A 24,806-nucleotide genomic window follows, 5' to 3' on the forward strand; every position below is an offset into this window, starting at 1 on the left:
GTCAGTATCTTGGCGACGCCCGGTGGCATGGGCGGCAGGTCAACGCACGGGTCGAGGTCCGCCAGGCGCTCGCGCCGGTCACTAATCAGCTGGCTCGATTGTGGTTCAAATACGTGCGAGATATGTCACTCGGCAGAGACAAAGATCTCTTCACGACCGGCCGGTGTCCTCCAGCCCTGCGCGCCTCGCGATCAGAAAGATGATCGGAGGAGACGGCTATCGCTCGAGACGTGATCCTTTTCCTCGATCGTCTTGCCGTCCACCGTTGGCGCAAGATCTGCGACAGTCCCCTCCAGGATCGTGGCCACCTCCAACAGTGAGATCACCAGGCGTGGCATGCGCCGGAGTTTCTCTTCAACAGCAACCGCGCGGAGATCGTTCATCGACTGCCCACCGAGCAGGCGCCATCCCCCAAAGGCGATCTCGCGGACATTGCCGGAGAGGTGTCCCACTGATGACAACGACTGCTTTGATTCAAGCAAGAGCTCGTCAGCCATGCGATCCATCACTTTGATCACGGCAATCGCATCCCGCGCGACACTAGCGAGACTATCCCCATGGCCATTGTGCTTGCCGGATTTACCGAGGCTCGCCCAAAGCGCGATGGCCACAGATCGATTATGCAGTTCGGAAAGTCGGGCCACAAGCGTCGAGAATCGCGACCGAGCGGTTCTAACAAGTGCTTCCAGCAATGACAGGTTGGCCTGCATCGATGCCGATGCGGCCTTCGACCTGATGAGTGTGAAGTACATCATTTGCTCCAGAGGCGCCCTGCGATCACGGCAATACAACTCTAGATTACAGAAGGGCAGCGCGCTTGAACGTCTTGAGCCACGATTGATCAATGCACGCCTCGAAAGCTGATCCCGCTAAATTAGTCCGCCAGCATCTTGCCAGCCGATCGCCCGCGCCGCAGCGGATTGACGGCCTGGCAAGTTCGGACCGCAAAAAACATGATATGCACCAACCTCGATGGTGAGTTTTCTCTCGCACGCATCGCCAGCGAATGGGGTCTATCGGCAGCGCATTTTGCCCGCGCCTCCGAAGTCAGCACGGAGACACCGCCACATGTGGGCTGCGCCGGCCGACGAGCTGTCACTGCCCCTCTCTTCGAAAGCTATTTAATCCTATCATTGCCCGGCCTAACCGCTTGAAAATACTGGATAGGAAGAGCACCTTGCGCATGAATCGCCTATCGCGATCCAAACATTTCCGTTCAGCCCTCCTCGCGGAGGCAGCGCTCCCAATGAGGCCATATGGCTGCCATGTCTGCCGACAAGCTCAAGCTGTTTCGCATCCGCCGCGCGCCAAAAGGCGGCCGCAAGGCTGCGGCGCCGGGCCCTGACGTCGAAGAAAAGATCCTTGATGCGGCGGAGTTCGTATTTGGGCATTTCGGCTTCCGGGGGGCGACGACTGCCCTGATTGCCAAGAAGGCCTCGATCGCAAAACCCCACATCTATTACTATTTTGAGGACAAGGAGGATCTCTACCGCGCGGTGCTCGAACGTGCGATGAACATGTGGGCGCGGGATATGGACAATCTGGACATGACGTCCGACATCCAGACCATTCTTATCGGCTACATCCACAAAAAAATCGATTTCTCGCGAGATCACCCTCATCTGTCGCGCATCTATGCAAACGAAATCATCAGCGGCGCACAATTCATCGGCAGCTTCATCGAGAAGGTCTCAACCCCATTGCTGCTCGATAAGGTCGCGACGTTGGAGCAATGGGCGGCGAGCGGGTCCATTCGCGCGATCAGCGCAGTGGATCTCTTTTTCTGCATCTGGGCAATGACGCAGGCTTATGCCGATTTCTCGAGCCAAATGATCATCATGAAAGGCAAGCGGCAGCTGGAGGATGCGGATTTCGATTCCGCAAAAGCGACCATCGTCCAGCTCGTTCTTGGCGGCCTCGGGCTTGAGAAGAGCGACAAGCCGACGAACCGGCTCCCGCCGAGCGGGCCACGGCAAGGCCGGGCACCTAAGGCACGATGAAAACTGGATGAATCGTCATCGCGCCTTCGGTTGTCGTCTGCGCACGAGATCCACGCAAGCGCATTCGGCGTTTGTCGCGAAGGAAGATTGCTTCGCTCCTTTCGGGACCATGCTTTAGGCCCTTGCTCGGCCGCGCGCATCCCCGGCCCTTCAAGACTTTCCCTCGACAAACGTCACTTCGGCGCTCACGGCCGACCGGTTACTCTACCTTTAGTTGTTCGCTCAGCTCGCGTCAAGGGCTAGAGGCGGGCCATGAAAACCTTATTGTAAAACTATTTTATCGAACGTAAAATTATTTTATCGATCGTTACAGAGATGGCATGTTGCTTGCTTCGATCCGATCGCCTCGCATGGTGCGGGCCCTCGTCAAACAAACATTGGAGAGAGGATATGACGTCCAACAGCGGCGACGTTCCCGCGCTGGTCATTATCGGTGCTCATCCCAAGCTCTATAATCACGACCTTGCTCCGACCGCGCCCGAGGGACGAACATGGGGATTATTCAGCCTGTTCGCGATGTGGATGTCGGATGTCCACTCGGTTGGCGGCTATACCTTCGCCGCAAGCCTGTTTTTTCTCGGCTTGACCGGATGGCAGGTTCTTATCTCCATGACGGTCGGCATCACGGCGGTCTACTTCCTAATGAACCTCATTGGCCGCCCCTCTCAACGATACGGCATCCCCTTCCCGGTCATGGCGCGCGTGTCGTTCGGGGTAATGGGCGCCAATCTCGCCGCCATCGTGCGAGGCGTCGTCGGCATCGTCTGGTACGGCGTACAGACCTACTTCGCCTCGAAGGCGGTCCAGGTCCTCATCATCACTTTGGCACCTTCAGCAGTCGATCTTACGCACAACAGCATTATCGGCCTGTCCACCCTCGCCTGGTTCAGCTTTCTGTTCATGTGGCTGTTCCAGCTTATCATTTTCCTGAGCGGCATGGAGCGCATCCGCCGCTTCATCGATTTCTGCGGACCGGTGGTCTACGTTGTCATGCTGGCCCTCGCGGTCTGGATGCTGTGGCAGACCGGCTTTTCGAGCCTGTCGCTTCAGCTCAGCCCACCCGCGGCATCGAATGCGGCAACGATTGGGGTGATGGCCAATGCCGCAATGCTGATTGTCGCGTACTTCTCGGCCCTCCTGCTCAATTTCGGTGACTTCGCCCGGTTCGCCAAGAGCGAGGACGCCATGAAGGCAGGAAACCTGCTCGGCTTGCCGGTCAACTTCCTGGTGTTTTCGATCATCACGGTCATCGTGACGGCCGGCACTCTGAACGTGTTCGGGGAAGCGATCATGGATCCAGTCCTGATCGTCGAGAAAATCGGCAATCCCATCGTCGTCATTGTGGGCTCGATCACGTTCATCGTTGCGACCATGGGCATCAACATCGTGGCGAACTTCGTTTCCCCCGCCTACGACATCTCCAACCTCAATCCGGAGCGCATCAATTTCAAGATGGGCGGCCTCATAACGTCTATTCTGTCAGTGCTTGTATGTCCCTGGCTGTTCGTGGCGAGCCCATCGGCCATCACGCTGTTCGTGAGCATCTTCGGCTCAACGCTCGGACCGATGTTCGGCATCATGGTCGCCGACTACTACCTCGTGAGAAAGCAGATCGTGAGAGTGGATGACCTCTATACGATGTCGCCGAGCGGAGCATTCCACTACGACGGCGGCTGGAACTCCAGGGCGTTGATCGCGCTGGCACTATCCGGGGTCCTGTCGATTGGGCTGTCCCTGTTGGGTGCCTACGGACTGATCTTCAACGTCGGAGACTGGGGATGGCTCATCGGAGCTTGTGTCGGAGGAACGATCTACCGAGCGCTATCGAAAGAGCAGGACTCGGTCCCCATCGTCGTCGGGGCAGGTGAATGACGGCCCTCTTCGCGGACCCACCGCCGACCCGGCGGCGTCCGGGAAGAAACTTCAGCATGCGCGTTCGACCGAACGCGCATGCAAGATTGAGACGAGCTCGTGATCACCTCAGCAGCTACTGCCGATTATCCGCTCGTTCTGCGGTTTTCAGTGGATGCAGATCGTTGACCGCTTCTTCCAATATGGTCGCGACCTCCAGCAGCGAAATCACCAAGCGCATTATCCGCTTGAGATTGTCCTCGTCAGGAACGGCCGGCGGAGCGCTCGGTTTCCGCTCGCCCGCCGAGCGCTGTCGTCCGAAGTCGATCCTGCGGATCCGCGAGGTTGCGCTTGAACACCTTGAACCAAGGTTGAACGAATCGCGCCTGCGAAGACATGCGGCGGCAGAGCTGGTCGCAGACTGCGCCAAACGGCTCCGGCGGCGCTCCGGGAGCGAACCATGATCAATGCTGGCCGCTACGGAGATCGCTTCGCAAGACTATTTCCCATGCTCCGGCAGCCGAACACCGGAACAGTCAAGTCGCTACAGAAGGGAGCGTTCGCCGCCGTCCGGATAACATATTGCGGGGCGGTCGGTGATCCGACATTGCCATCCCCCGCCGACGAGGCTTTTGGGCTTTGCGTTCGGCTACAGCATCAGAGAGGCGAGATATGGGTGGACGGCCGGCATATGCGCAAGGGCGCCTTGAAGGACGAGACAACCGTCTACGATCTGCGATGCGAAACGATCATTCACTTCCATGACCCATTCGACTTCCTGTACCTCTATCTGCGCCACAACGCGCTAAGTGACCTTGCGACCGAGCTTGACCTTGGTCGCTTTCAATATGACGTCGTGGCCGGTGCGAACCTCCTCGACCCTGTCCTTGCACATTTGGGCCGCTGCCTGCTGCCGGCCTTGGAGAGACCTCAAGAGGCGAACGAGCTGTTCATCGGCTATGTTTCGATGGCTCTTAATACTCATTTCCTCCGCAAATACACGATCAGTCGACCTGGCAACCGCCCTTGCCGCAGCGGATTGGCGCCATGGCAGCTTCGGACCGCGAGGGCACTCATCCGCGCGAATCTGGACGGCAAAATGTCACTGGCACGGATCGCGAGCGAATGTGGCTTGTCAGCTGCCCACTTTGCGCGCGCTTTCAGGATCAGCATGGGAGCCCCACCGCACCGGTGGCTGATGAATCAACGCATCGAGCAAAGCAAGGCCTTGCTGCTGGACTCGACGTTGTCGCTGACGGAAATTGCCATCAAATGCGGCTTCGCCGACCAGAGTCACTTCACCAGATCCTTCTCAGCGGCGCTTGGCGCCACACCAGGCCGCTGGCGACTGATCCGGAAGACCTAAAGCGCGCCGCCAGATCCTCATCTCCATCCATCGGAAGACCGGCGTCTGCATGCCCCGGCCGCAAACGAGAAGCGGCTCGATCGCGGGCATCAATGGCTCCGGCCGCACCTGAAGGATTGCGCCACCTGACAACGAGAGCTGAATTGAACCGTCGCCCCATCTAACGCAGCGTCGGGGTCGTGTGATGTATTTGGCGGCGACCTGGGCGCGCGCCAGCGGTAAAGGCGGCGCGCCCGGTCACGCTCGAAGCAGGCTTGCATGCCGACACTCGACCGGGCTGACTTTCTCATCATCCCATCGAACGAAAGTGCTCCTCGACCGACCACTCAACCAAACCGACCGCTCCGGAAGGCTTCGAGGCTCGGAACGTCGTTTCGCCTCTCGATGAGGCCTGCGACGACACGGCTCGTGACACCGGCCAGGGTCAAGCCGAGATGTCCATGTCCAAAGGCGTGGATCAGGTTGGGAAGGCGCCGGCTGGGTCCGATGACGGGCAGCGAATCCGGAAGCGAAGGACGAAAGCCGAGCCATCGCACTGAACCGGTCCAAGGTCCGGGAAAATCCCGCGGACGCCGCGCTCCAGCAGCGCGATCCGGTTCGGATTGATCGGCGCTTCCAGGCCGCCGAGCTCGACCGTTCCCGCAACCCGCAAGCGGCCCGCCATCGGCGTGAGATAGAAGCCGAGATCGACCGGACTGACCGGCCGCTTGATCGGGCAGGCATCCATCGCGAATTCGATGTGATAACCGCGCTCGGTGTCGAGCGGGATGTCGTCCCCGGCTTGCGCGGCGAGATCGCGGGACCACGCGCCAGCGGCGAGGACAACACTACGCGCTTCGATGGCGCGGTCGCCGCATACCAGATGGATGCGGCCTCCTTCCTGCGGTTGCAGCCGGTCGACACGCGCGCGTTCGAACACGGCGCCTTTCGCCGCGGCCGCGGATGCCAGCCGCCCGGTCAGTGCGGCCGGATCGACGGTATGGGCGGCATCGGGAAAGAAAATGCCGCCGGCTGCGCGCGGCAACGCCGGCTCGAGCCGCGCGACCTCATCCGCAGTCAATCGCTGCTGCCGCACGCCAAGCTCGTTGCGCAGCCGGGCTCCCCACTCGCTGTCGTCCCGGGGCATTTTCCCGCGATAAAGATAGAGGCAGCCTTCATAGCGAAGCAGATCCGCGAGCTGTGCCTGCTCGGCAAGTTCGCGCCATGCCGGCATCGCCTCTTTCAGCAGGCCCGCGAGCGCGTGTCCATTGCGGCGCGCGCGGGCAGGCATGGATTGCCAAAGGAAGCGCGACAGCCACGGCACGAGCGCGGGCATGGCGGCCAGCCTCACCGAGAGAGGGCTGTCAGCGCCAACAAGCAGGCTCGGCAAGTTGCTGATAACATCGGGGTTGCCGACCGGTGCGCAGGCATAGGGGGCAAATGTCCCGGCATTGCCGTAGGAGGCTCCCGAGCCGGGCTCGTTGGGATCGATGACGACGACGTCACGGCCGACGTCCGCCAGCCGAAACGCGATCGCAAGCCCGATGACCCCAGCACCGACGATCGCGACGTCCGTTTTGATCAATTCGGCCACAATGCCTCAGACCGCGCCCGAGATTTCGAAATGACCGGCATTGAGCAGGTCGGCCATGATCGCAAGCGCCTGGCGCAATTCGCCTGAAGACGGTGCTGCGCCGACATTGATCCGCACCGCATGGGCGAGCGTCTCGCGTCCGACGGCGAACGCATCCGCCGGTAGCACGCCGACGCCGCGCTGACGGCAGGCACGGGCGAACGCCGCGCCGCGCCAGGGTTCGGGCAAATGCAGCCAGGCATGCGGCGACGTCTCCTGCGACTGGACATCGAAGGCCGCAAGCGCTTCACGCAAAATGGCCTGCCGCCGACGCAGCTCCTCGCGCTGAACGTCGATGATGCGCCTCGCAGCTCCCTCCTCCAGCAGGATGGTGGCGATCAGCGCGGTGAGCGGGCTGATGCTCCAGCAATCGATCCGGAGCGCTGCTGCGACGTTGCCCAGCACCGCACGCGGCGCGACGACGAATCCATAACGCAGGCCCGGCGCAATGCATTTCGACAGGCCGCTGATATGGACGGTGAGTTCGGGCTCCAGCGCTGCGAAGGACGGGACGGCGCGATCGAGCAATGGACGGTAGACGTCGTCCTCGATGATCAGCACGTTATGGCGGCGCGCGATCGCGGCAAGCGCGCGGCGACGCTCCTCGCTCAAGGTGACCGTGGTCGGATTATGCAGGGTGGGCACCAGGAAAACCGCGCGCGGACGCAGGGTCGCGCAGGCGGCCTCGAATGCGTCGGGCCGCATGCCCTCGCGGTCGATCGACACCCCACGCAGGTCGACGCCTTGTGACCGGCACAACGCGCTGATGCCTTGATAGGTGATGGAATCGGCAAGCACGACATCGTCGGGCTGCGTCAGGGCACGCAACACGCAGGCAAGGCCATGCTGAGCGCCATCGGTCAGCACGACGCGGCCTGCATCACCGTCGCCCGCGACGCCATCGAGCCACTCGGCGACCGCGGCGCGCGCCCATTCAGGACCCTCAGGAGGATGGTAGTCCTGCAAGGCGCTGAACCTGCGATCTTTTGCGATGTGCGGGAGCAGCAGCGCGAGCGCTTCGCGATAGGCCGACGTGGCCGGCCTGTTGACGGACAGATCGATCAAGCCGGCCTCATCGCTGGGAGCCGATTTGAAGCCGCCCTCCTCCGTCTCCTTACCCGCGACAAGGGTCCCGCGGCCAGGGCGCGCCTCCACAAGTCCTCGCTGCTGCAACGCAGAGAAGGCCCGCGTGACGGTCGTGACATTGATGCCGAGCAGGCGCGCAATTTCCCGGTGCGGTGGCAAACGATCGCCTTCTGCCAGCTCTCCGCGTGCAATTCGCTCACCGATGGCATCCGCCAAACGCTGATAAATTGGTCGATCGTTGTTCGGCAATTCCAGATTTTCGAGCATTGCGGCTTGGCGCCCCGGACGTTCTTATCGTCAGCAAAGCCTTCTTATCATGGAGAAAAGGACCAGACAATCTGACTTGTATGCCTACCAACAGGCTTCGCAAGCCTATTATATGGCATAATGTCTGCCATAAATTGCATCATATGATCCGCTTGACGGTGTAATTGCCGCATTATACGGTCACTCAATATCGTATTGTCTGACCACATAACTGCGGCGGGGCGCCCTGGAGGTCGAGCGATGGTTTTATCGGGACAAAGCACGTCGTTTCGCGAAGCGTTGACCGAGAGCGCCCTCTCTGCAATGGACCGGCCGGCAGCCTTGGCCGGCGGAAGAACGGGGTCGGCGGCCCGGGCCGACGCCAAGTTTGTCGAATTCATCGACGTCGAAAAAAACTATGGAAATTTTCACGCCGTCCGCCGGCTCAATCTGAGCATCGGCCGCGGCGAGTTTCTCACCTTCCTCGGGCCGTCGGGCTCCGGCAAGACAACGACCCTGAACATGCTGGCGGGCTTCGAACGCCCGAGCCAGGGCGTGATCACGCTCGACGGCAAATCGGTCGACCGCCTGCCGCCCTATGAGCGCAACATCGGCATGGTGTTCCAGAACTACGCGTTGTTTCCGCATATGAGCGTGGCCGATAACGTCGCCTTCCCGCTCTCGGTGCGCAAGGCGCCGAAGGCCGAGATCGGGCCGCGAGTCATCCGCGCGCTCGAGATGGTCAAGCTGGAGCGCTTCAAGGACCGCAAGCCGACGCAGCTCTCCGGCGGACAGCAGCAGCGCGTCGCGCTGGCGCGCGCGCTTGTCTTCCAGCCGACCCTCGTCCTGATGGACGAGCCGCTCGGCGCGCTCGACAAGAAGCTGCGCGAGCACATGCAGATCGAGCTGAAGCAGATTCACGAAATGCTCGGCGTCACCATCGTCTACGTCACGCACGACCAGAGCGAGGCGCTGACGATGTCGGATCGGGTCGCGATCTTCGAGAGCGGCAACATCGCCCAGATCGGTACGCCCGATGCGCTCTACAACGAGCCTGCGACCGCCTTCGTCGCCGGCTTCATTGGCGAGAACAATGCGCTGGATGGCGTCGTCGAACGCGTCGACGGCGATCAATGCCTGGTCGCGCTGCCGGCGGGACTGACGACATCCGCCATGGCGATCGGCGGCATCAGTCCCGGCACCGCGGTCCAGCTGGCAATCCGGCCCGAGCGCATCGCAGGCAGCGGCGAGCCGGCGAACAACCGCTTCAAGGCCATTGTCGAGGGCCGAATCTATCACGGCGACCATCAACGCCTGCTCGCGCGCCTGCCGGGCGGACAAGTGCTGACCGTCAAGGTCAGCCCCGACGCTGCGATGGCGACGGGCGAAACCATCGATCTGAGCTGGCGCACGATTGACTGCCGGGCCTTTCCGGCGGGCGCAGCTCCAGACGGCAACACTCCGAACACAGGGAGCGTGACATGAAGTTGATCTACCGGACGACCTTGGTTGCCTTATTACCTGTCCTGGCAAGCGCAGGAATGACCTCGCAGATCCGGCCCGCCAGCGCCGAAGAGCTCACCGTCATGGCAACCGGCGGTGAGTGGCAGGCGGCGCTGCGCAAGGCCTGGTTTGAGCCATTCGCCAAGAAGACGGGCATCACGTTCAACGAGCAGGAATACACCGGCGAGCTCGGCAAGATCAAAGCCATGGTCGAGACCGGCAATGTGCCGATCGACCTCGTGACCGTCGAGACTTCGACTGTCCTGCAAGGCTGCGACGCCGGCGTGCTGATCCGCCTCGACTATGCCAAGGTCGCCGATCGCGCGCGGTTCCTCCCCGGCACCGCGCTCGACTGCGGTGTCGGTATCGACGTCTATGGTGACGTCCTTGCTTACGACACCACCGTGTTGAAAGAGGCGCCGACATCGGTGCTCGACATTTTCGACACCAAGAAGTTTCCGGGCAAACGCGCCATGCGCAAGGCGCCGGCACAGAATCTCGAATGGGCGTTGATGGCCGACGGCGTGCCGATCGCCGAGATCTACAAGGTCCTGGCGACGCCCGCCGGCGTCGACCGCGCCTTCAAGAAGCTCGATACGATCAAGAAGGACATCGTCTGGTGGGAGGCCGGCGCGCAGCCGCCGCAACTGCTCGCGTCCAAGGAAGTGGTGATGACGACCGCCTGGAACGGACGCATTCAAAACGCGATCGACAAGGACAAGCGGCCGTTCGCGATCGTCTGGGATAACCAGATCGTCGAATACGACATGATTGCGATTCCGAAAGGCGCCAAGAACCTCGACCTCGCCTACAAATATCTCGCCTATGCGGCCGGGCCCGAGGTGAGCGCGCAGCTCGGCGCATACATCCCCTACGGTCCCGTGATGGCGGATGCGACGCCTTTCGTGCCCAAGGAGGTGCTATCGAAGCTGCCGACGGCGCCCGACCACATGAAGACCTATCTGGTCGGCGATGTCGAGTTCTGGGGCGACCATGGCGAGGACCTGGTGAAGCGCTTCAACGCCTGGCTTGCCCAGTAGATAGCGCGGCGAGATCGCGATCGGTCAACCCGCCCGATCGCCAGCGACCACACGAGGTGACGTTCATGTCGTCGATCGCAATGTCAGGCGTCAAACCGCGCGCCGGCGCCACCGACCGCAGCGACAGCCTGCGGCCACTGGCATTGGCCGCACCGCTGCTGCTTCTGCTCGCCTTCAGCTTCGGCGCGCCGATCGTGCTGCTGCTATCGCGCGCGGTCTATGAACCGACCATCGCCAATGCACTGCCGCACACGATCGCGGCCCTGCGCAATGACAGCGCCGGCGTACCGGCCGAGCCGGTGTTCCGCGCCTTGGCGGACGATCTGAAGACAGACCAGGCGGCGGGCGCGATCTACGAATTCGCCAAGACGCTCAACACCCGCCTGCCCGGCGCGCGCAGCCAGGTGTTGCGCCTCGCGCGGCTCGCCGGCCAGGATCCGGCACCCACCAGGGAGGCGATGATCAAGGCCGCGCCGCTGCTGGGCGAAGACCAGGGCTGGACGGCGATCCGCTCGGGGAGCAACCGTTTCACCTCGTTCTTTCTGCTCAGTGCGTTCGATCTGCGCTGGACCGACCAGGGAACGATCGGCACGGTCCCGGCCGATCAGGCCGTGTTCACCCGGGTGTTCGGCCGGACCTTCCTGATCGCGACGCTGGTGACACTGGCGACGCTCGCGCTCGCCTTTCCGCTCGCCTATGTCATGACCAACGTGCGGCCGGTGATTGCCGGCATCGTGCTCGTGCTGGTGTTACTGCCGTTCTGGACGTCTATCCTGGTGCGCACGGCGGCGTGGACCGTGATCCTGCAGAAATACGGCCTGCTCAACGATCTGTTGCTCTGGCTCGGCATGACATCGGATCGACTCGAGCTGATGTACAGCCGCACTGGTCTCGTCATCGCGATGACGCATATCCAGCTGCCCTTCACACTGCTTCCGATCTATAGCGTGATGCGCGCGGTGCAGACTTCGCAGCTCAGGGCCGCTCAATCGCTTGGCGCGCGGCCGTTCACCGTGTTCCGCAGGGTGTATCTGCCACAGGTCATGCCCGGTGTCCTGGCCGGCTGTCTGCTCACCTTCATCCTGTGCCTTGGCTACTACATCACACCGGTCCTGGTCGGCGGCGCCAGCGACCAGCTGATCAGCAACTTCATTGCCAATTACGTCAATGTCGAGCTGAACTGGGAGATGGCGGCGGCGCTCAGCTTCGTGCTGCTCGCCTCCACGCTCGGCCTGTACGTGACGATGACACGCTATCTCGGTCTCGACCTCTTCAAGATGGGATGAAGCGCCATGCTGTCGCCCTATCCGACCACCTCTGAACGGATCCGCGTCGCCGCACTTTGGTTCTGGTGCGTGCTGGTGCTGATCTTCCTCGTCGTGCCGATCTTCGTTCCCGTGCCGCTCTCGTTCAACAGCGGATCATTCTTTACTTTTCCGCTCGCGGGCGTTTCGACACGCTGGTACGAGGTCGTGCTCGGCACACCGCGTTGGCGTGCTGCCATCGGCAACAGTCTGCTGATTGGGGCGGGTGCGACCGTGCTTGCCACCTTCCTGGGAACGCTGACTGCGATCGGCTTGTCGGACCCGAAATTTCCGGCGCGTCGGTTTGTCGTGCCGCTGCTGATCTCGCCGCTCATCGTGCCCGTCGTCGTGACCGCCGTCGGGACTTACCTGTTCTATGCCCGGCTCGGACTCGCCAATACCTATGCCGGCATCATCCTCGCCCACACCGTGCTGGCGAGCCCCTTTGTCGTCGTGACCGTTGGGGCGAGCCTCTCAGGGTTCGATCGCAATTTGATGCGGGCGACATCGATTCTCGGAGCAAGGCCCCTGACCGGATTCTTCCGGGTGATGCTGCCGCTGATCCTGCCAGGTGTGTTGTCCGGCGCGGCCTTCGCCTTTGTGACATCATTCGACGAGGTGGTCGTCGTCCAGTTTCTCGCCAACGCCCAGCAACGCACCTTGCCGCTCGAAATGTTCACAGGCCTGCGCGAGCAATTGAGCCCTGCGATCACAGCCGCTGCGACATTGATGATGGCACTGTCGATCCTGTTGCTGATCGTTGCCAATCTGCTGGCCCGCCGGTCCAGACAAGCCGGCCTGCCGGCCGAGTGAGGCCTTGTTGCATGTCCTTCCATACGACGATCAACGGCACACGCTGGACCTTTGATGACCTCAAGACGCTGCTCGCCAAGGCATCGCCGGCCCGCTCCGGTGATGCCCTGGCGGGCATCGCGGCGCACAGCGCGATCGAGCGCGTCGCCGCCCAGACGGCGCTTGCCGATCTTCCGCTTAAGACGTTCCTTGATGTCGATCTCGTACCGTACGACGAAGACGAGGTCTCTCGTCTGATCCTCGACAGCCATGACCTCCCGGCATTCGCGCCGGTGTCCCATCTCACTGTGGGCGCGTTCCGCGAGTGGCTGCTCGACACACGCACCACGACAAGCCAGCTGACGGCGCTGGCCCCTGGCCTGACCCCGGAAATGGCTGCCGCAGTCTCCAAGATCATGCGTGCGCAAGACCTGATTGCGGTTGCCGCCAAATGCAACGTCGTGACCGCGTTCCGCAGCACGATCGGATTGGCTGGCCGACTCTCCACGCGGTTGCAACCGAACCATCCGACCGACGATTCCCGCGGAATTGCTGCCAGCCTGCTCGACGGACTCCTGTACGGAGTCGGCGACGCGGTCATCGGCGTCAATCCCGCAACAGATACATTGCATGACTATGTGCGCGTCGTCAGCCTGCTCGACGATGTCCGCCAACGCCTCGACGTTCCGACGCAGACCTGCTGCCTGGGTCATGTTGCCACCGCGATCCAGGCCATCAATCTCGGCGCTCCGGTCGATCTCGTCTTCCAATCCATCGCCGGCTCGGAAAAAGCCAATCGGGGATTCGGGATCAGCCTGTCTGTCCTGGCGGAGGCCCACGATGCCGCGCTTTCGCTGGCGCGCGGCACGGTCGGCCGCAACGTGATGTATTTCGAGACCGGGCAAGGCAGCGCCTTGTCCGCAGATGCGCATTTCGGCATTGACCAGCAGACGATGGAGGCCCGAGCCTATGCCATCGCGCGGCGCTTCAGCCCGCTGCTCGTCAATACCGTGGTCGGCTTCATCGGTCCCGAATATCTCTACAATGGCAAGGAAATCGCGCGGGCCGGGCTGGAGGACCATTTCTGCGGCAAGCTGCTCGGCGTGCCGATGGGATGTGACGTCTGCTACACCAATCACGCCGAGGCCGATCAGGACGACATGGACACGCTGCTGACGTTGCTAAGCGCCGCGGGTGTCAGCTTCGTCATCGCGGTCCCCGGAGCCGATGACGTCATGCTGAATTATCAGAGCCTGGCGTTTCACGACATCCTTTACGCGCGCCAGACCCTCGGCCGCCGATGCGCGCCGGAGTTCGAGAGCTGGCTGAGCCGGGTCGGCCTCGCCGACGCGGACGGTCGCCTGCTCGAGCAGCCAGCATCCGGAGCGATCGGCCCGGCCATTGCGATGATCGAGACGATGAGAGCCTGATGATACGCGACGACCCTCCCCGTGACGGCGATCAGCTTGCGGTGCTCGATAAACTTGCAGGCCTGCGGCGCTTCACGCCGGCACGCATCGCGCTCGGACGTTGCGGTTCCGGTCAACCGACGATGACGGGCCTCAACTTCATGCTCGACCATGCGCGCGCGCGTGACGCGGTTCACGCGGCACTTGATTGCGAGGCGCTCGGGCGATCGCTTCGCGAGCGGAACTGGGACGTCATCGCCGTCCGGAGCTCTGCGGCCGATCGGGCCGAGTATCTGCGCCGCCCGGATCTGGGACGCCGCCTTTCGCCCGAGGGGCGTCTTGCCATCGAAGGCCAGCGGCGGGGCAACGATGTCGCGATCGCCGCCGCCGATGGCCTCTCCGCTTCGGCCGTCGAGATCAACCTGCTGCCGTTGCTCGATCATCTGCAACCGCTGTTGTTGGCCAAGGGCCTCACTGTCGGTCCCATCGTTCTGGTCGAGCAGGGACGCGTCGCAATCGGCGACGAGATTGGTGAAACCCTTGGCGCGAGGTTGGTCGTCGTCCTGATCGGCGAACGTCCGGGTCTGTCGGCGGCGGACTCGCTCGGCGCCTACATGACGTGGCAGCCACGAATCGGCACGATGGATTCGAACCGAAACTGCATATCCAATATTCGCCCCGCCGGACTGCTGCCGGAAGACGCAGCAGCGCAGATCGTCGGCTTGGTCGAACTGGCCTTCAGGCATGCCGTGACGGGTGTACAATTGAACGATTTGCGGGGAGCGGACGCAATGCCTCTGGTCGGGCCTCGCGAGTAAGCAAACCACGGTAAGCCAATGAACGGCTCCCGCTTTCCGCGCGGGCTTGAGTTCAAAATCACCGGCGAGTGGCTCCCGGCATTGCGCAAGCTATTCGGAACCTCGACATAGGAAATCGGGATCAAAGGATATCTCGAGCATCATCTGCTCCGGACATCGCGCGACAATTCACCTGTCGCCACATTTATCAAATGAATCCGCGCACAAGCCGGGCAATGCACGACCACGACCGCCTCGGCAGGCGTCGAGGCAGGCTCGCAGATAGGATGTTGCACGTTCATCCCCGTGTTGGGGCAGCGAAACAGGATGTTGGACATGGAAGCTCCGTGACACAGACCTGTCTCTCCCCAGCCCGAAGATCAACTCAGGAAGATCACCTAGGTGGCAGAAGCCGAAACCGCATCCTGATACCGCCGTTCACTCCCTTCGATGCTCGATCCGTTTCGCCGACCCACCGTTAGTGGTAACATTTAACAGTTGCGCGCAGCGCGGGGGAGCAGACCATGCACAGGTACGTCGCCCGGGCAAACATCGATCACTACGTAGAGATTTTGAAGGACATGGGCCTGTCGACGCAGCGCCGAAGTACCACGATCGCACTGCTTATTGCTGAGCTCGACAAGCTCGGCGAGGACGGCGAGCATCTGGAGTTCGCGGAAACCAAGGTTTCAGCGAGCCGTCAACAGGTCGCACAAGCAGCCGCCCGCCGCGATTCTCTCGCCCTCGGCACATCCGAGCGGGAAAATGCAGAGAGATACCTGATCCACCTTGAGAATGTTCATACGGTACTGGATGATTTCTGCCACCGCCTTCGTCACAGAATCGCATCGGGTCCCGCTTGAGAGCTGACGGAGGTCGCGCAGGTAACCCGACACCAAGCCGCGAACTCTTGAGGAGGTGATGGTCGGCTCGGTTGCGATCAGGCAGCAACGGACTCGTTCGTTTCTCTGTTGCCGAGTAGTGGCGTAAACTGCTCCGCGGTCACGGTTTCATTTGCAATCAACAGTTCAACACCGGCGTCAAGGTCGGCACGGCGTCGCTGCAGGATATCGCGGGCACGGCGATCACCCTCCTCGATCAGATTGCGCACGGCAAGATCAATCTCGCGGCCGGTGGCTTCGGCAGCAGTCACGACCGTATCCTGGGCCGCGAGAAATGCCTGGGGCTTGGGGGCATAGGTGCGCTGCCCGACCGTCTCGTCCATGCCGTATTTGGTCACCATCTCAATGGCCACTTCGGTCGCACGTTGAAGATCGTCGGCGGCCCCGGTCGAAATCGCACCATCGAAAATCAGGCGCTCCGACGCACGTCCACCCATCAGCACCGCGACCCGGTTCTTCAGCTCTTCGATGGTCAGCAGGAACCTGTCTTCGGTGGGACGCTGAATGGTGTACCCCAGCGCCCCGATTCCACGCGGGATGATCGATACTTTCTGCACCGGATCGACCCCCGGCAGGCTCGCAGCCACGAGAGCATGGCCCATCTCGTGATATGCAACCCTACGCCGCTCCTCCTTGCCGAGCACCCTGCTCTTCTTTTCCACTCCAGCAACGATCCGCTCGATCGCGGCGACGAAATCGGCGAAAGAGACCTCGCCAGCGCCCCGCCGGGTCGCGGCTATCGCGGCCTCGTTGACGAGATTGGCAAGATCAGCCCCCGTGAAGCCGGTTGTGAGGCCAGCTACCTTCTCCAGATCAACTAGCTCACCCATCCGGATCTTGCGGACGTGCACCCTGAGAATGGCAATGCGCCCCGTCTTGTCTGGCCGGTCGACAAGGACCTGCCGGTCGAACCGTCCTGCCCGCAACAGCGCGGGATCCAGGATTTCGGGGCGATTGGTTGCCGCCAACAGGATTACGCCGACGCTCGGATCGAAGCCGTCAAGCTCGGACAGGAGCTGGTTGAGGGTCTGCTCCTTCTCATCATGACTCGACAACGACAGCGGTCCACGGCTACGTCCAAGCGCGTCGAGCTCGTCGACGAAGATGATGCATGGGGCTGCCTTGCGGGCTTGCTCGAACAGGTCACGCACGCGCGCGGCGCCGACGCCGACGAACATTTCGACGAACTCGGAGCCCGAAATCGAGAAGAACGGAACGCCAGCCTCGCCGGCGACAGCGCGGGCCAGCAACGTCTTGCCGGTTCCGGGCGGTCCCACCAATAGGATGCCCTTCGGCACATGCGCACCCAGTCGGCCGTAGCTGCCGGGATCCTTTAGAAACGACACCACCTCCTGCAGCTCGAATTTCGCGTCATCGACCCCGGCGACGTCGGCGAAAGTCACCTTGATGTCCTTCTCGACATAGACTTTGGCACGCGACTTACCAATCGCCATGAGTCCGCCGAATCCCTGCCGGCCGGTCATGCCGCGCCCGATCCAGTACCAGATCAGGAAAAAGACCACGATCGGGAAGATCCAGGATAGCAGGCTTTGCAATGCGCCGCTCCCGGGAACGCCAGTGACGCTCACGCCCTTCTGCGCGAGCTTATCGGCCAGGACCATATCAACCCGCGCGGTGACGAACGCGGACTTTCCGCTCGGGAGTTGTTCCTTCAGCTTTCCCTGGATGCTATCCGGTCCCACGGAGACCTCTGCGATCTTTTCCTGGGCGAGCAGCTGCTCAAACTGGCTGTAAGGAATGGTCTCGATCGAATTATAGGTTGCGACAAGGAATTGCAGGGCGACGAGCAACATACTGCCTGCGAAGATGATGGCCATCACGATGGTCTGCTTTCGCGACCCTTGACCTGCCTCCACCTGCTCCTCCCATCAACATCAGCTCGCACTCAATTGGTAACGGGAGATGGCCGCGTCGGATTGATTCAGGTCAACTCGGCCGCCGACCATGGGCTCATACGTTCAATTTGAATGCGACCGTGCAGAACGGTGTGATCGATATCTGGGGCTTCGAACCCGCCCTCGACGCGGTCCGAGATGATGACGATGCGACCGCGGCGAATGGCGGGGTCGGGCTGTGTTACAGATCTCTCCGTCACCTCATCATGGCGGATGTCTGGAAGATGCGCCCCCACGACGCAAGCGCCGTGATGTCGCCGCCGGCGAGACCGAGGGTTCGCCATAGCGTGACCGCGACGGAATCGAGGACGGCGATATCAAGCTCGCGTTCGAGTGCGGGCGCAAGCGCCGCGCCGTCGAGATTGGTGCAGAGGATGACGGCGGCGTCGGCCCCCTGCGCCGCGACCGCGCGGACCATGTCGGCGATATCAGCGGGAGCGACCTCGCCGAAGGAAAAATTGTCGCGCAAGCCGAGATGCCGTTCAGCATGCGGTGCGATGCCCTCCCCGGCCCAGACATTGCCGATCCGCCGCTGCACGTCGTCCGTATAGGGCGAGACGAGCGCGACACGTTTGGCGCCAAGCGCGCGGACAGCCTCGATACAGGCGAGCGTCGAAGTCGTCGCCGGCACGTTTGTGCGCGCCGTGATCGCCTTGCATAGGCTCCTGTCCCTGTCGATGCCGAGCCAGCTTGCGGAGGTGCCGTTCCAGGCGACGGCATCGACCTTGGCATCGGCAAGCAAGTCCGCCGCAGGCAACATCACCGAAACATCGAACTGACTTAGCGCGGCAGCATCAAGCGCAATCTCGGTGACGCGAAAGCGCGAGAAATGCGCGGTGACGTCGGTTACATCATGCAGCATCGCGCTCGTGACCGGCTCGAGCACCGAGTTGGAGGACGGCGTGATCATGCCGAGGCGCTTGCGCAAAACTGACATCGATCACGATCGCTCCGTTGTGGCGAAGCGCATCCGCGCTCGCTGCAAAGGATCATCCGCATCCCCTTGCGTCCGCGCAACCGGCAATTTGCATGCTGCATACAATTTGTTCGATAAGCACGTGTTTTGAGCCACATACGTCTCCTATTTGAGCACCTGATTTGACAGGGAATCGCTAGGATCGGGCGCAACAGGAAGTCCCCGCGTGCAGCACAGATCCGATCCGAACCCGGGACGAAAGTCGCCCAAACTCAAGAGGATGGGCCTGCACGAGCGCGCTGCCGCGCGGATGCGGACGATGATCATTCGCGGTGAGCTCCCGCCGGGATCGCAGACCCAGGAAACAAAACTGTCGAAGGAGCTTGGCGTGTCGCGCACTCCGCTGCGCGAGGCGATGAAGGTGCTCGCGGCTGAAGGATTGATCGAGCTTCGCCCCAATCGCAGCCCGCGCATCGCCGACATCGCAGTCGAGACTATCTCGGAGCTATTCGAAGCGCTCGCCGGCATCGAGCGGCTCGCGGCAGAGCTCGCCGCGGAGCGCGCCAGCGAACGAGATCTTGCCCGCCTGCGCACGCTCCAGACCCGCATGGAAGGTCATCATCGCAACGGCAAGCTCGACGAATATTTCGCGATCAACGGCGAGATACACAACACCATCGTCCGCATGGCCCGCAACGCGCCGCTCCGTGAGGCGCACGAGACATTGATCTCCCGGGCCGAGCGCGCGCGCTATCTCGCGCTGGGCGCCGACAAGCGCTGGAGCAATTCGGTCGAAGAGCACGCCAATATTCTCGCCGCACTCGAAGTACGGGACGGCGAGGCCGCAGGACGCCTGCTCGGCGCCCATGTCCGTCAGACCGGCATCGCACTGCTCGAGACTCTTGTCCCCAAAACCAAGCTGACGGCGGCCTGACCATGAAGCTGCTGCTGCTCAACCCCAACACCAGCACCCCGGTCACGCAGTTGATGACCGAGGTCGGGCAGCGCGCAGCCGCCCCCGGCACCGAGCTCATCCCCTGCACCGCGCCCCGCGGCGTGCCCTATATCGCAACGCGCACCGAGGCGCAGATCGGCGGCGCTATCGTGCTGGAAATGCTGGCCGAGCAGCATCGCAAGGTCGACGCCGCGATCATCGCCGCCTTCGGCGATCCCGGCCTGTTCGCTGCGCGCGAGACGTTCGACATTCCCGTGATCGGTCTTGCGGAAGCCGCGATGCTGTCGGCCTGTATGGCTGGGCGCCGATTTGCAATCGTGACCTTCGCGCAAGCGCTCGGCCCCTGGTACGAGGAATGCGTGCGCGACCATGGCCTGCGAGAACGCTGCGCCAGCATTCGCATGCTCGACACGCCGTTTCAGGCCATCTCCGATGTCGGCGGCGAGAAGGAAGATGTGCTCGTTGAGCTGGCGCAGCGCACCATCATCGAAGATGAGGCCGACGTTCTGATCTTTGCCGGCGCGCCGCTCTCCGGCCTTGCCGAGCGCGTGGCCGACAGGATCCCCGTTCCTGTGGTCGACCAGGTCGTCGCCGCCGTGAAGCAGGCCGAGGCGGTGGTAGCGCTGCGGCTGCGCAAGGCGACCGCAGGCACGTTCCGCCGGCCGGCCGCCAAACCGACCATCGGTCTTGCCGACGCGCTCGCCGCGCGGCTCGAGCGGCGCGACAGCTAAGGAGGCCCCGGCGGCGATGCAAGAAGCTCAATCCGTTTTGAATCGCCGAGCCGGCATTCCAAGGCTTGCGACTTGCTTTCTCTCTCGACGAAACCGGAGCTACCATCATGGCTGAAGCGCAAGGCGGCCGTTCGCTCGTCGTCGACGCCGTCACCCACCGCTATCCGAGCGGCGCGCTTGCGGTCGAGAACATTAATCTCGATATCAAGGGTGGCGAGATCATCGCGCTGCTCGGTCCGTCCGGCTGCGGCAAGACCACGTTGCTCCGCATCATCGCCGGCTTCATCGCGCAGACGCAGGGACGCATCATCATCGGCGACGACATCGTCGACGCGCTGCCGCCGAACAAGCGCGCCGTCGGCATTGTGTTCCAGAACTATGCGCTGTTCCCACACCTCTCGATCAGCGAGAACGTCGCCTATGGACTGGCCGCACGCGGCGTCGACAAGACATCGCGCCAGCGCGAGGCACAACGCCTGCTCGAGCTGGTGCAATTGCCGACCATGGCGGAGCGTCTGCCAAGACGGCTCTCCGGTGGCCAGCAACAGCGCGTTGCCCTTGCCCGCGCGCTCGCGATCAAGCCGTCGATCCTGCTGCTGGACGAGCCCTTTGCCGCACTCGACAAGAATCTGCGGCTGGACATGCAGATCGAGGTGAAGCGGCTGCAGCGCGTGTCCGGCATCACCACGCTGATCGTGACCCACGACCAGGAAGAGGCGCTGTCGATGGCCGACCGCGTCGCGGTGCTAAGCCACGGCAAGCTCGAGCAGTTCGGCTCACCGTCCGATGTCTACGACCGGCCGCAGACCCTGTTCGTGAACACGTTTGTCGGCTCCACCAACCGCATGCCCGGTGTCGTGGTCTCCGCAGATCGCACGGCCGCAAAAGTGCGTCTCGACGCAGGCGCGGAGATCATCGCCCGGCCGGCGGCGGGCAGCCTCACCGAGGGCGCCCGCGTCACCGTCTGCATCCGGCCCGAGCATCTGCAGTTTGTCGGCGACGCGTCGGGGTTTGCCGGCGTGGTCGGCATGTCGCTGCCGTTAGGTGCCACCGTCGTCCACGAGGTCACCACTGCCGATGGCTCCGGCGTAAAGGTCTCCCAGGCGCGCATCGGCGAGACGCGCGCCCTGGCGAGCGGCGCGGCCGTGCGCCTCGCACCGCTCGCCCCCTCGCTCGCAAATGCCTTTCCCGCGACGCTTTAGTTCCAGTCATTGTCCACAACGGAGTTCGACATGATCCTCAACCGCCGCAGCCTGATGACCACCGCCCTCACCCTCGGAGCCATGAAGGCGTTTCCCGGACTGAGCTTCGCCCAGGCACGCCCGCTGGTATTTGCGACCTTTACCGGAAGCTGGGAAGAAGCGCACAAAGCCGTGCTGGTGCCGGCCTTCCGCAAGGCCAACGCCGATGCGGCGATCGTGCTCGACCCCATGCTTTCGGTCGACCAGATCGCGAAGATCAACGCGGCCAAGGCCAACCCGCCCATCGACGTCATGCTGCACGATCCCGGCCCTGCGCTCGTCGCGATCGGCCAGGACCTCGCCGAGCCCTATCCGGTCGAGAAGAGCGCCCATTACAAGGACCTGATCGCCGAGGCGCAGGAGCCGATGGGTCCCGCGCCGTTCTTCCAGGTGGTCGGCCTCACCTACAATCCCGAGGCGATCAAGACGCCGCCGACATCCTGGGCTGATCTCTGGAAGCCGGAATTCAAGGGGCGTGTCGGCATCACCAATCTCAACTCGACGCTCGGCACCGGCTGGCTGGTCGAGATCGCCAAGATGCGCGGCGGTTCGGAAGCCAATGTCGATCCGGGTTTCAAGGCGCTGGAGGAACTCAAGCCCAATCTCGCCGCGGTCGCCGCCAATCCCGGTGCGCTCGCGACCCTGTTCCAGCAGGGCCAGATCGACATCTCGCCCGGCAATTTCAACGCCATCCAGATCCTGAAAGCGCGCGGCGTGCCGGTCGAGTTCGTCGCGCCGAAAGAAGGCGCCATCGCCTTCAAGACCACGATCCACATCGTCAAGAACTCGCCGAACCGCGAGCTGGCCTTCAAGCTGATCGAGGCGGCGCTGACGCCCGAGGTGCAGACCACGTTGATGAACCCGCCCTATCTGATCGTCCCGACCAATTCCAAGGTGACAATGGGCGGCGAGATCGCGCGCGTGCTGGCCAAGGACACCGCGGAGCTGAAGCAGAAATTCGTGTTCCAGGACTGGAAAAAGATCAACGAGCAGCGCTCGGCATGGATCGAGCGCTTCAACCGCGAGATCAAGATCTAGGACAGGCTCAAAACCATGGGCGCAGCTCCGGCATCACGGGACGTCACGTCCTACGGAATGGGATTGGCAGCGCCGCTGGCGCTGTTCTTCCTGCTGTTCTTCGTCGCGCCGCTGCTGCAATTGCTCTGGCTCTCGCTCCATAACGATACGGCCGGGCTCCATTGGGGGCTCGGCCAATACCTGCACTTCCTCACCGATCCCTTCAGCCTCGGCGTGCTCGGCTCGACGCTGCTGCTAGGGGCCGAAGTCACAGCGGTCTGCCTCCTGCTCGGCTTTCCCATCGCCTGGCTGTATCAGCGCGTTGGACCAAAGCTGCAAACCATCATCATCCTGATCGTGCTGCTGCCGCTGCTCACCAGCGTCGTGGTTCGCACCTTCGCCTGGATCGTGATCCTGGGTCGCCAAGGCATCGTCAACGCGACACTACAGTCCCTTGGGATCATCGATACGCCGCTCAAGCTGCTCTACACCCAGTTCGGCGTGGTGATCGCGCTGGCGCAGGTGCAGATGCCTCTGATGACGCTGCCGCTGATCACCGCACTGGGCCGGATCGACCCCAATCTCGATGATGCCTCCTGCTCGCTCGGCGCCGGTAGCTGGCGCACCTTCTTCAGGATCGTGCTGCCGCTGTCGCTGCCCGGCGTGATCGCCGGCTGCACACTGACTTATGCCGCGGCCATCACTGCTTTCATCACCCAGTCGCTGATCGGCGGCGGCCAGATGCTGTTCATGCCGATGTATCTCTATCAGCAGGCCTCCACGCTCCAGAACTGGCCGTTTGCGGCAGCAATCTCGATCATCTTCCTGCTCGCCGTGCTCGCGGTCGTGTCCGTTTTTACCACGCTCGGCCGCCTGTCGCGCGGCTATGGAGGTGCCTGATGAGCGGGCGCAAACGCACTCTTGAGGCGCTCAGCTTCGAGTTCGTCATGACGGTCATCGCGGTCATCGCGCTTGTTATCATCATCGCGCCCTCGCTGGTGGTACTGATCGTGTCCTTCACCAGCGGCTTCTCGCTCAAATTCCCGCCGCCGGGTTATTCGCTGCGCTGGTACGCGGAGTTGTGGAACGCCTGGCAGCTTCACTTCGCGGCCAAGAACAGCCTTGTCGTCGCGTTGTGGGCCACGGGCCTCTCCGTCATCCTCGGCGTCGCGGCGGCGCTCGCAATCTCGAGGTCGCGAACGCTATCGGTGCGGCTGCTCGATTCCCTCTTCATGTCGCCGCTGGTCTTGCCGGCGCTGGCCTTTGGTCTGGCGGCTCTGATGCTATTCTCGCTGGTCGGCCTGCCGGTGTCGCCGCTGACCCTGGTGATCGGCCACACCGTCGTCTGCGTACCCTATGTCGTGCGCAACACGGTCGCCGCACTTGCCCAGTTGGAGCCGACACTGCTGGAAAGCTCGGCGGTGCTGGGCGCGAGCCGGCTCTATACGTTCCGCCGAATCCTGCTGCCGCTGATCCGGCCGGGCATCATCGCCGGTGCCTTCATCGCCTTCATGTCGTCATTCGACAACGTGCCGGTCTCGCTGTTCCTGCGCGATGCCGCGACCGATATGCTGCCGATCCGGATGTGGCAGGACCTCGAGGGGAAGCTGGATGTGACCATCGCCGCGTTGTCGGGTGTGCTGATCATTGCCACCGTCGCGCTGGTCGCGGTGATGGAGCGCGTCACCGGCCTGTCGCGGCGGCTGACGAACTAATCAGGCGCCGCGGAATAGCGCAAAACCCCAGCGCGTGAATTTCAGCGGCAGATGAAAATGCTCGTTGACATCCTTGATACGGAAGCGAAATGGCGTCACGGTCAGGAAGCCCTCGCTGTCGCCAAAGAATTCGCCGAGATGAAACAGCACCTCGTACTCGCCCGCGGTTACGCCCGCGCCTTGTGCGACGGCATGATCGAGTACGCCATTGGCCCCGAGCCGCCCGTCGGCGATACGCGCGGAGTCCGGATCGATCTGCCAGATCTCAACGCGCAGCCCTTGCGCGGGCCGTCCGCTTGCCACATCGACCGCGTGAATGGAAATACCGCCTGCCACCATGTCCCTCCCGTGAGCGCGGCGCCATGGTAGACGCAAACACACAGCTTCGGCCAGCGTCCGCGTTGCTG

At 62.6% G+C, this 24,806-nt stretch carries 21 protein-coding genes and 1 pseudogene; 16 read left to right on the forward strand and 6 right to left on the reverse strand.

The window, feature by feature from the left end; all coding sequences use genetic code 11:
- Positions 1-191: 191 nt before the first annotated feature.
- Entirely contained in the window at positions 192-755 is a 564-nt protein-coding gene (locus AOQ71_RS38855) for a hypothetical protein (RefSeq protein ID WP_057758552.1), read from the reverse strand.
- A 501-nt stretch (positions 756-1,256) separates the two neighbouring features.
- Here AOQ71_RS38855 and AOQ71_RS38860 point away from each other — a divergent pair.
- From AOQ71_RS38860 to AOQ71_RS38870, 3 genes are all read left to right on the forward strand, one after another.
- A complete protein-coding gene (locus AOQ71_RS38860; protein ID WP_057758554.1) occupies positions 1,257-2,000 on the forward strand; it encodes a TetR/AcrR family transcriptional regulator in 744 nt (247 codons plus the stop codon).
- 390 nt (positions 2,001-2,390) lie between these two features.
- On the forward strand, positions 2,391-3,872 hold the full coding sequence (locus AOQ71_RS38865) for an NCS1 family nucleobase:cation symporter-1 (protein WP_057758556.1): 1,482 nt from the start codon (positions 2,391-2,393) through the stop codon (positions 3,870-3,872).
- 439 nt (positions 3,873-4,311) lie between these two features.
- Positions 4,312-5,217 carry an AraC family transcriptional regulator gene (locus AOQ71_RS38870; RefSeq protein WP_083514795.1) on the forward strand — a complete coding sequence of 302 codons (906 nt, stop codon included), beginning with the start codon at positions 4,312-4,314 and terminating at the stop codon, positions 5,215-5,217.
- Positions 5,218-5,543: 326 nt separating this feature from the next.
- Here the strand turns inward: AOQ71_RS38870 and AOQ71_RS38875 are convergent.
- Positions 5,544-6,790 (reverse strand): annotated as a pseudogene (locus AOQ71_RS38875) (NAD(P)/FAD-dependent oxidoreductase).
- Positions 6,791-6,796: 6 nt separating this feature from the next.
- Entirely contained in the window at positions 6,797-8,182 is a 1,386-nt protein-coding gene (locus AOQ71_RS38880; RefSeq protein WP_057758560.1) for an aminotransferase-like domain-containing protein, read from the reverse strand.
- Positions 8,183-8,485: 303 nt separating this feature from the next.
- Here AOQ71_RS38880 and AOQ71_RS38885 point away from each other — a divergent pair, with 303 nt between their 5' ends.
- From AOQ71_RS38885 to AOQ71_RS38915, 7 genes are all read left to right on the forward strand, one after another.
- The gene (locus tag AOQ71_RS38885; RefSeq protein WP_083514796.1) at positions 8,486-9,646 is read left to right on the forward strand and encodes an ABC transporter ATP-binding protein; all 1,161 of its coding nucleotides are present in this window, start codon (positions 8,486-8,488) and stop codon (positions 9,644-9,646) included.
- A complete protein-coding gene (locus AOQ71_RS38890) occupies positions 9,643-10,704 on the forward strand; it encodes an ABC transporter substrate-binding protein (RefSeq protein ID WP_057758562.1) in 1,062 nt (353 codons plus the stop codon). The genes AOQ71_RS38885 and AOQ71_RS38890 overlap by 4 nt, the downstream gene beginning before the upstream one ends.
- Positions 10,705-10,769: 65 nt before the next feature.
- Positions 10,770-11,990: an ABC transporter permease gene (locus AOQ71_RS38895; protein ID WP_057758563.1), complete on the forward strand. Its 1,221-nt coding sequence runs from the start codon at positions 10,770-10,772 to the stop codon at positions 11,988-11,990.
- Between the two features lie 6 nt (positions 11,991-11,996).
- Positions 11,997-12,821: an ABC transporter permease gene (locus AOQ71_RS38900; protein WP_057758565.1), complete on the forward strand. Its 825-nt coding sequence runs from the start codon at positions 11,997-11,999 to the stop codon at positions 12,819-12,821.
- Positions 12,822-12,832: 11 nt separating this feature from the next.
- A complete protein-coding gene (locus AOQ71_RS38905) occupies positions 12,833-14,230 on the forward strand; it encodes an ethanolamine ammonia-lyase subunit EutB (RefSeq protein ID WP_057758567.1) in 1,398 nt (465 codons plus the stop codon).
- Entirely contained in the window at positions 14,230-15,027 is a 798-nt protein-coding gene (gene eutC / locus AOQ71_RS38910) for an ethanolamine ammonia-lyase subunit EutC (RefSeq protein ID WP_057758569.1), read from the forward strand. The genes AOQ71_RS38905 and eutC overlap by 1 nt, the downstream gene beginning before the upstream one ends.
- Positions 15,028-15,530: 503 nt before the next feature.
- Positions 15,531-15,869, forward strand: a complete 339-nt coding sequence (locus AOQ71_RS38915) for a hypothetical protein (protein WP_057758570.1) — start codon at positions 15,531-15,533, stop codon at positions 15,867-15,869.
- A gap of 77 nt (positions 15,870-15,946) precedes the next feature.
- Here AOQ71_RS38915 and ftsH read toward each other — a convergent pair whose 3' ends face one another.
- Together ftsH and AOQ71_RS38925 are read right to left on the reverse strand one after the other, a co-directional pair.
- A complete protein-coding gene (gene ftsH / locus AOQ71_RS38920; protein WP_205668304.1) occupies positions 15,947-17,746 on the reverse strand; it encodes an ATP-dependent zinc metalloprotease FtsH in 1,800 nt (599 codons plus the stop codon).
- A gap of 274 nt (positions 17,747-18,020) precedes the next feature.
- Complete coding sequence (locus tag AOQ71_RS38925) at positions 18,021-18,761, reverse strand: maleate cis-trans isomerase family protein (protein ID WP_057758574.1); 741 nt, start codon at positions 18,759-18,761, stop codon at positions 18,021-18,023.
- A gap of 205 nt (positions 18,762-18,966) precedes the next feature.
- On the opposite strand from AOQ71_RS38925, the gene AOQ71_RS38930 reads away from it, so the two are divergent.
- The 6 genes from AOQ71_RS38930 to AOQ71_RS38955 all read left to right on the forward strand — a co-directional run bounded on the left by AOQ71_RS38930 (position 18,967) and on the right by AOQ71_RS38955 (position 24,399).
- The gene (locus tag AOQ71_RS38930; RefSeq protein WP_057758576.1) at positions 18,967-19,674 is read left to right on the forward strand and encodes a GntR family transcriptional regulator; all 708 of its coding nucleotides are present in this window, start codon (positions 18,967-18,969) and stop codon (positions 19,672-19,674) included.
- 2 nt (positions 19,675-19,676) lie between these two features.
- Positions 19,677-20,426: an aspartate/glutamate racemase family protein gene (locus AOQ71_RS38935; RefSeq protein WP_057758578.1), complete on the forward strand. Its 750-nt coding sequence runs from the start codon at positions 19,677-19,679 to the stop codon at positions 20,424-20,426.
- 107 nt (positions 20,427-20,533) lie between these two features.
- Positions 20,534-21,628 carry an ABC transporter ATP-binding protein gene (locus AOQ71_RS38940; RefSeq protein ID WP_057758580.1) on the forward strand — a complete coding sequence of 365 codons (1,095 nt, stop codon included), beginning with the start codon at positions 20,534-20,536 and terminating at the stop codon, positions 21,626-21,628.
- Positions 21,629-21,658: 30 nt separating this feature from the next.
- On the forward strand, positions 21,659-22,705 hold the full coding sequence (locus tag AOQ71_RS38945) for an ABC transporter substrate-binding protein (RefSeq protein ID WP_057758582.1): 1,047 nt from the start codon (positions 21,659-21,661) through the stop codon (positions 22,703-22,705).
- Between the two features lie 15 nt (positions 22,706-22,720).
- Positions 22,721-23,584 (forward strand): ABC transporter permease, encoded by an 864-nt coding sequence (locus AOQ71_RS38950; RefSeq protein ID WP_057758584.1) that lies wholly within the window; start codon positions 22,721-22,723, stop codon positions 23,582-23,584.
- On the forward strand, positions 23,584-24,399 hold the full coding sequence (locus AOQ71_RS38955) for an ABC transporter permease (RefSeq protein WP_057758586.1): 816 nt from the start codon (positions 23,584-23,586) through the stop codon (positions 24,397-24,399). The genes AOQ71_RS38950 and AOQ71_RS38955 overlap by 1 nt, the downstream gene beginning before the upstream one ends.
- Here the strand turns inward: AOQ71_RS38955 and AOQ71_RS38960 are convergent, their stop codons facing one another.
- Complete coding sequence (locus AOQ71_RS38960) at positions 24,400-24,735, reverse strand: hydroxyisourate hydrolase (RefSeq protein ID WP_057759084.1); 336 nt, start codon at positions 24,733-24,735, stop codon at positions 24,400-24,402.
- Between the last annotated feature and the right edge of the window lie 71 nt (positions 24,736-24,806).

Origin of the sequence: Bradyrhizobium manausense, from assembly GCF_001440035.1 — a bacterium.
Taxonomy (GTDB): domain Bacteria; phylum Pseudomonadota; class Alphaproteobacteria; order Rhizobiales; family Xanthobacteraceae; genus Bradyrhizobium; species Bradyrhizobium manausense.

Coding starts and splice junctions, on each gene's coding strand:
- AOQ71_RS38880 (WP_057758560.1), bottom strand. CDS start 8,182: ATGCTCGAAAATCTGGAATTGCCGAACAACGATCGACCAATTTATCAG.
- AOQ71_RS38945 (WP_057758582.1), top strand. CDS start 21,659: ATGATCCTCAACCGCCGCAGCCTGATGACCACCGCCCTCACCCTCGGA.
- AOQ71_RS38855 (WP_057758552.1), bottom strand. CDS start 755: ATGATGTACTTCACACTCATCAGGTCGAAGGCCGCATCGGCATCGATG.
- AOQ71_RS38860 (WP_057758554.1), top strand. CDS start 1,257: ATGGCTGCCATGTCTGCCGACAAGCTCAAGCTGTTTCGCATCCGCCGC.
- AOQ71_RS38915 (WP_057758570.1), top strand. CDS start 15,531: ATGCACAGGTACGTCGCCCGGGCAAACATCGATCACTACGTAGAGATT.
- AOQ71_RS38925 (WP_057758574.1), bottom strand. CDS start 18,761: ATGTCAGTTTTGCGCAAGCGCCTCGGCATGATCACGCCGTCCTCCAAC.
- AOQ71_RS38905 (WP_057758567.1), top strand. CDS start 12,833: ATGTCCTTCCATACGACGATCAACGGCACACGCTGGACCTTTGATGAC.
- AOQ71_RS38935 (WP_057758578.1), top strand. CDS start 19,677: ATGAAGCTGCTGCTGCTCAACCCCAACACCAGCACCCCGGTCACGCAG.
- AOQ71_RS38885 (WP_083514796.1), top strand. CDS start 8,486: ATGGACCGGCCGGCAGCCTTGGCCGGCGGAAGAACGGGGTCGGCGGCC.
- AOQ71_RS38890 (WP_057758562.1), top strand. CDS start 9,643: ATGAAGTTGATCTACCGGACGACCTTGGTTGCCTTATTACCTGTCCTG.
- AOQ71_RS38900 (WP_057758565.1), top strand. CDS start 11,997: ATGCTGTCGCCCTATCCGACCACCTCTGAACGGATCCGCGTCGCCGCA.
- AOQ71_RS38950 (WP_057758584.1), top strand. CDS start 22,721: ATGGGCGCAGCTCCGGCATCACGGGACGTCACGTCCTACGGAATGGGA.
- ftsH (WP_205668304.1), bottom strand. CDS start 17,746: ATGGCCATCATCTTCGCAGGCAGTATGTTGCTCGTCGCCCTGCAATTC.
- AOQ71_RS38940 (WP_057758580.1), top strand. CDS start 20,534: ATGGCTGAAGCGCAAGGCGGCCGTTCGCTCGTCGTCGACGCCGTCACC.
- AOQ71_RS38955 (WP_057758586.1), top strand. CDS start 23,584: ATGAGCGGGCGCAAACGCACTCTTGAGGCGCTCAGCTTCGAGTTCGTC.
- AOQ71_RS38895 (WP_057758563.1), top strand. CDS start 10,770: ATGTCGTCGATCGCAATGTCAGGCGTCAAACCGCGCGCCGGCGCCACC.
- eutC (WP_057758569.1), top strand. CDS start 14,230: ATGATACGCGACGACCCTCCCCGTGACGGCGATCAGCTTGCGGTGCTC.
- AOQ71_RS38870 (WP_083514795.1), top strand. CDS start 4,312: ATGATCAATGCTGGCCGCTACGGAGATCGCTTCGCAAGACTATTTCCC.
- AOQ71_RS38865 (WP_057758556.1), top strand. CDS start 2,391: ATGACGTCCAACAGCGGCGACGTTCCCGCGCTGGTCATTATCGGTGCT.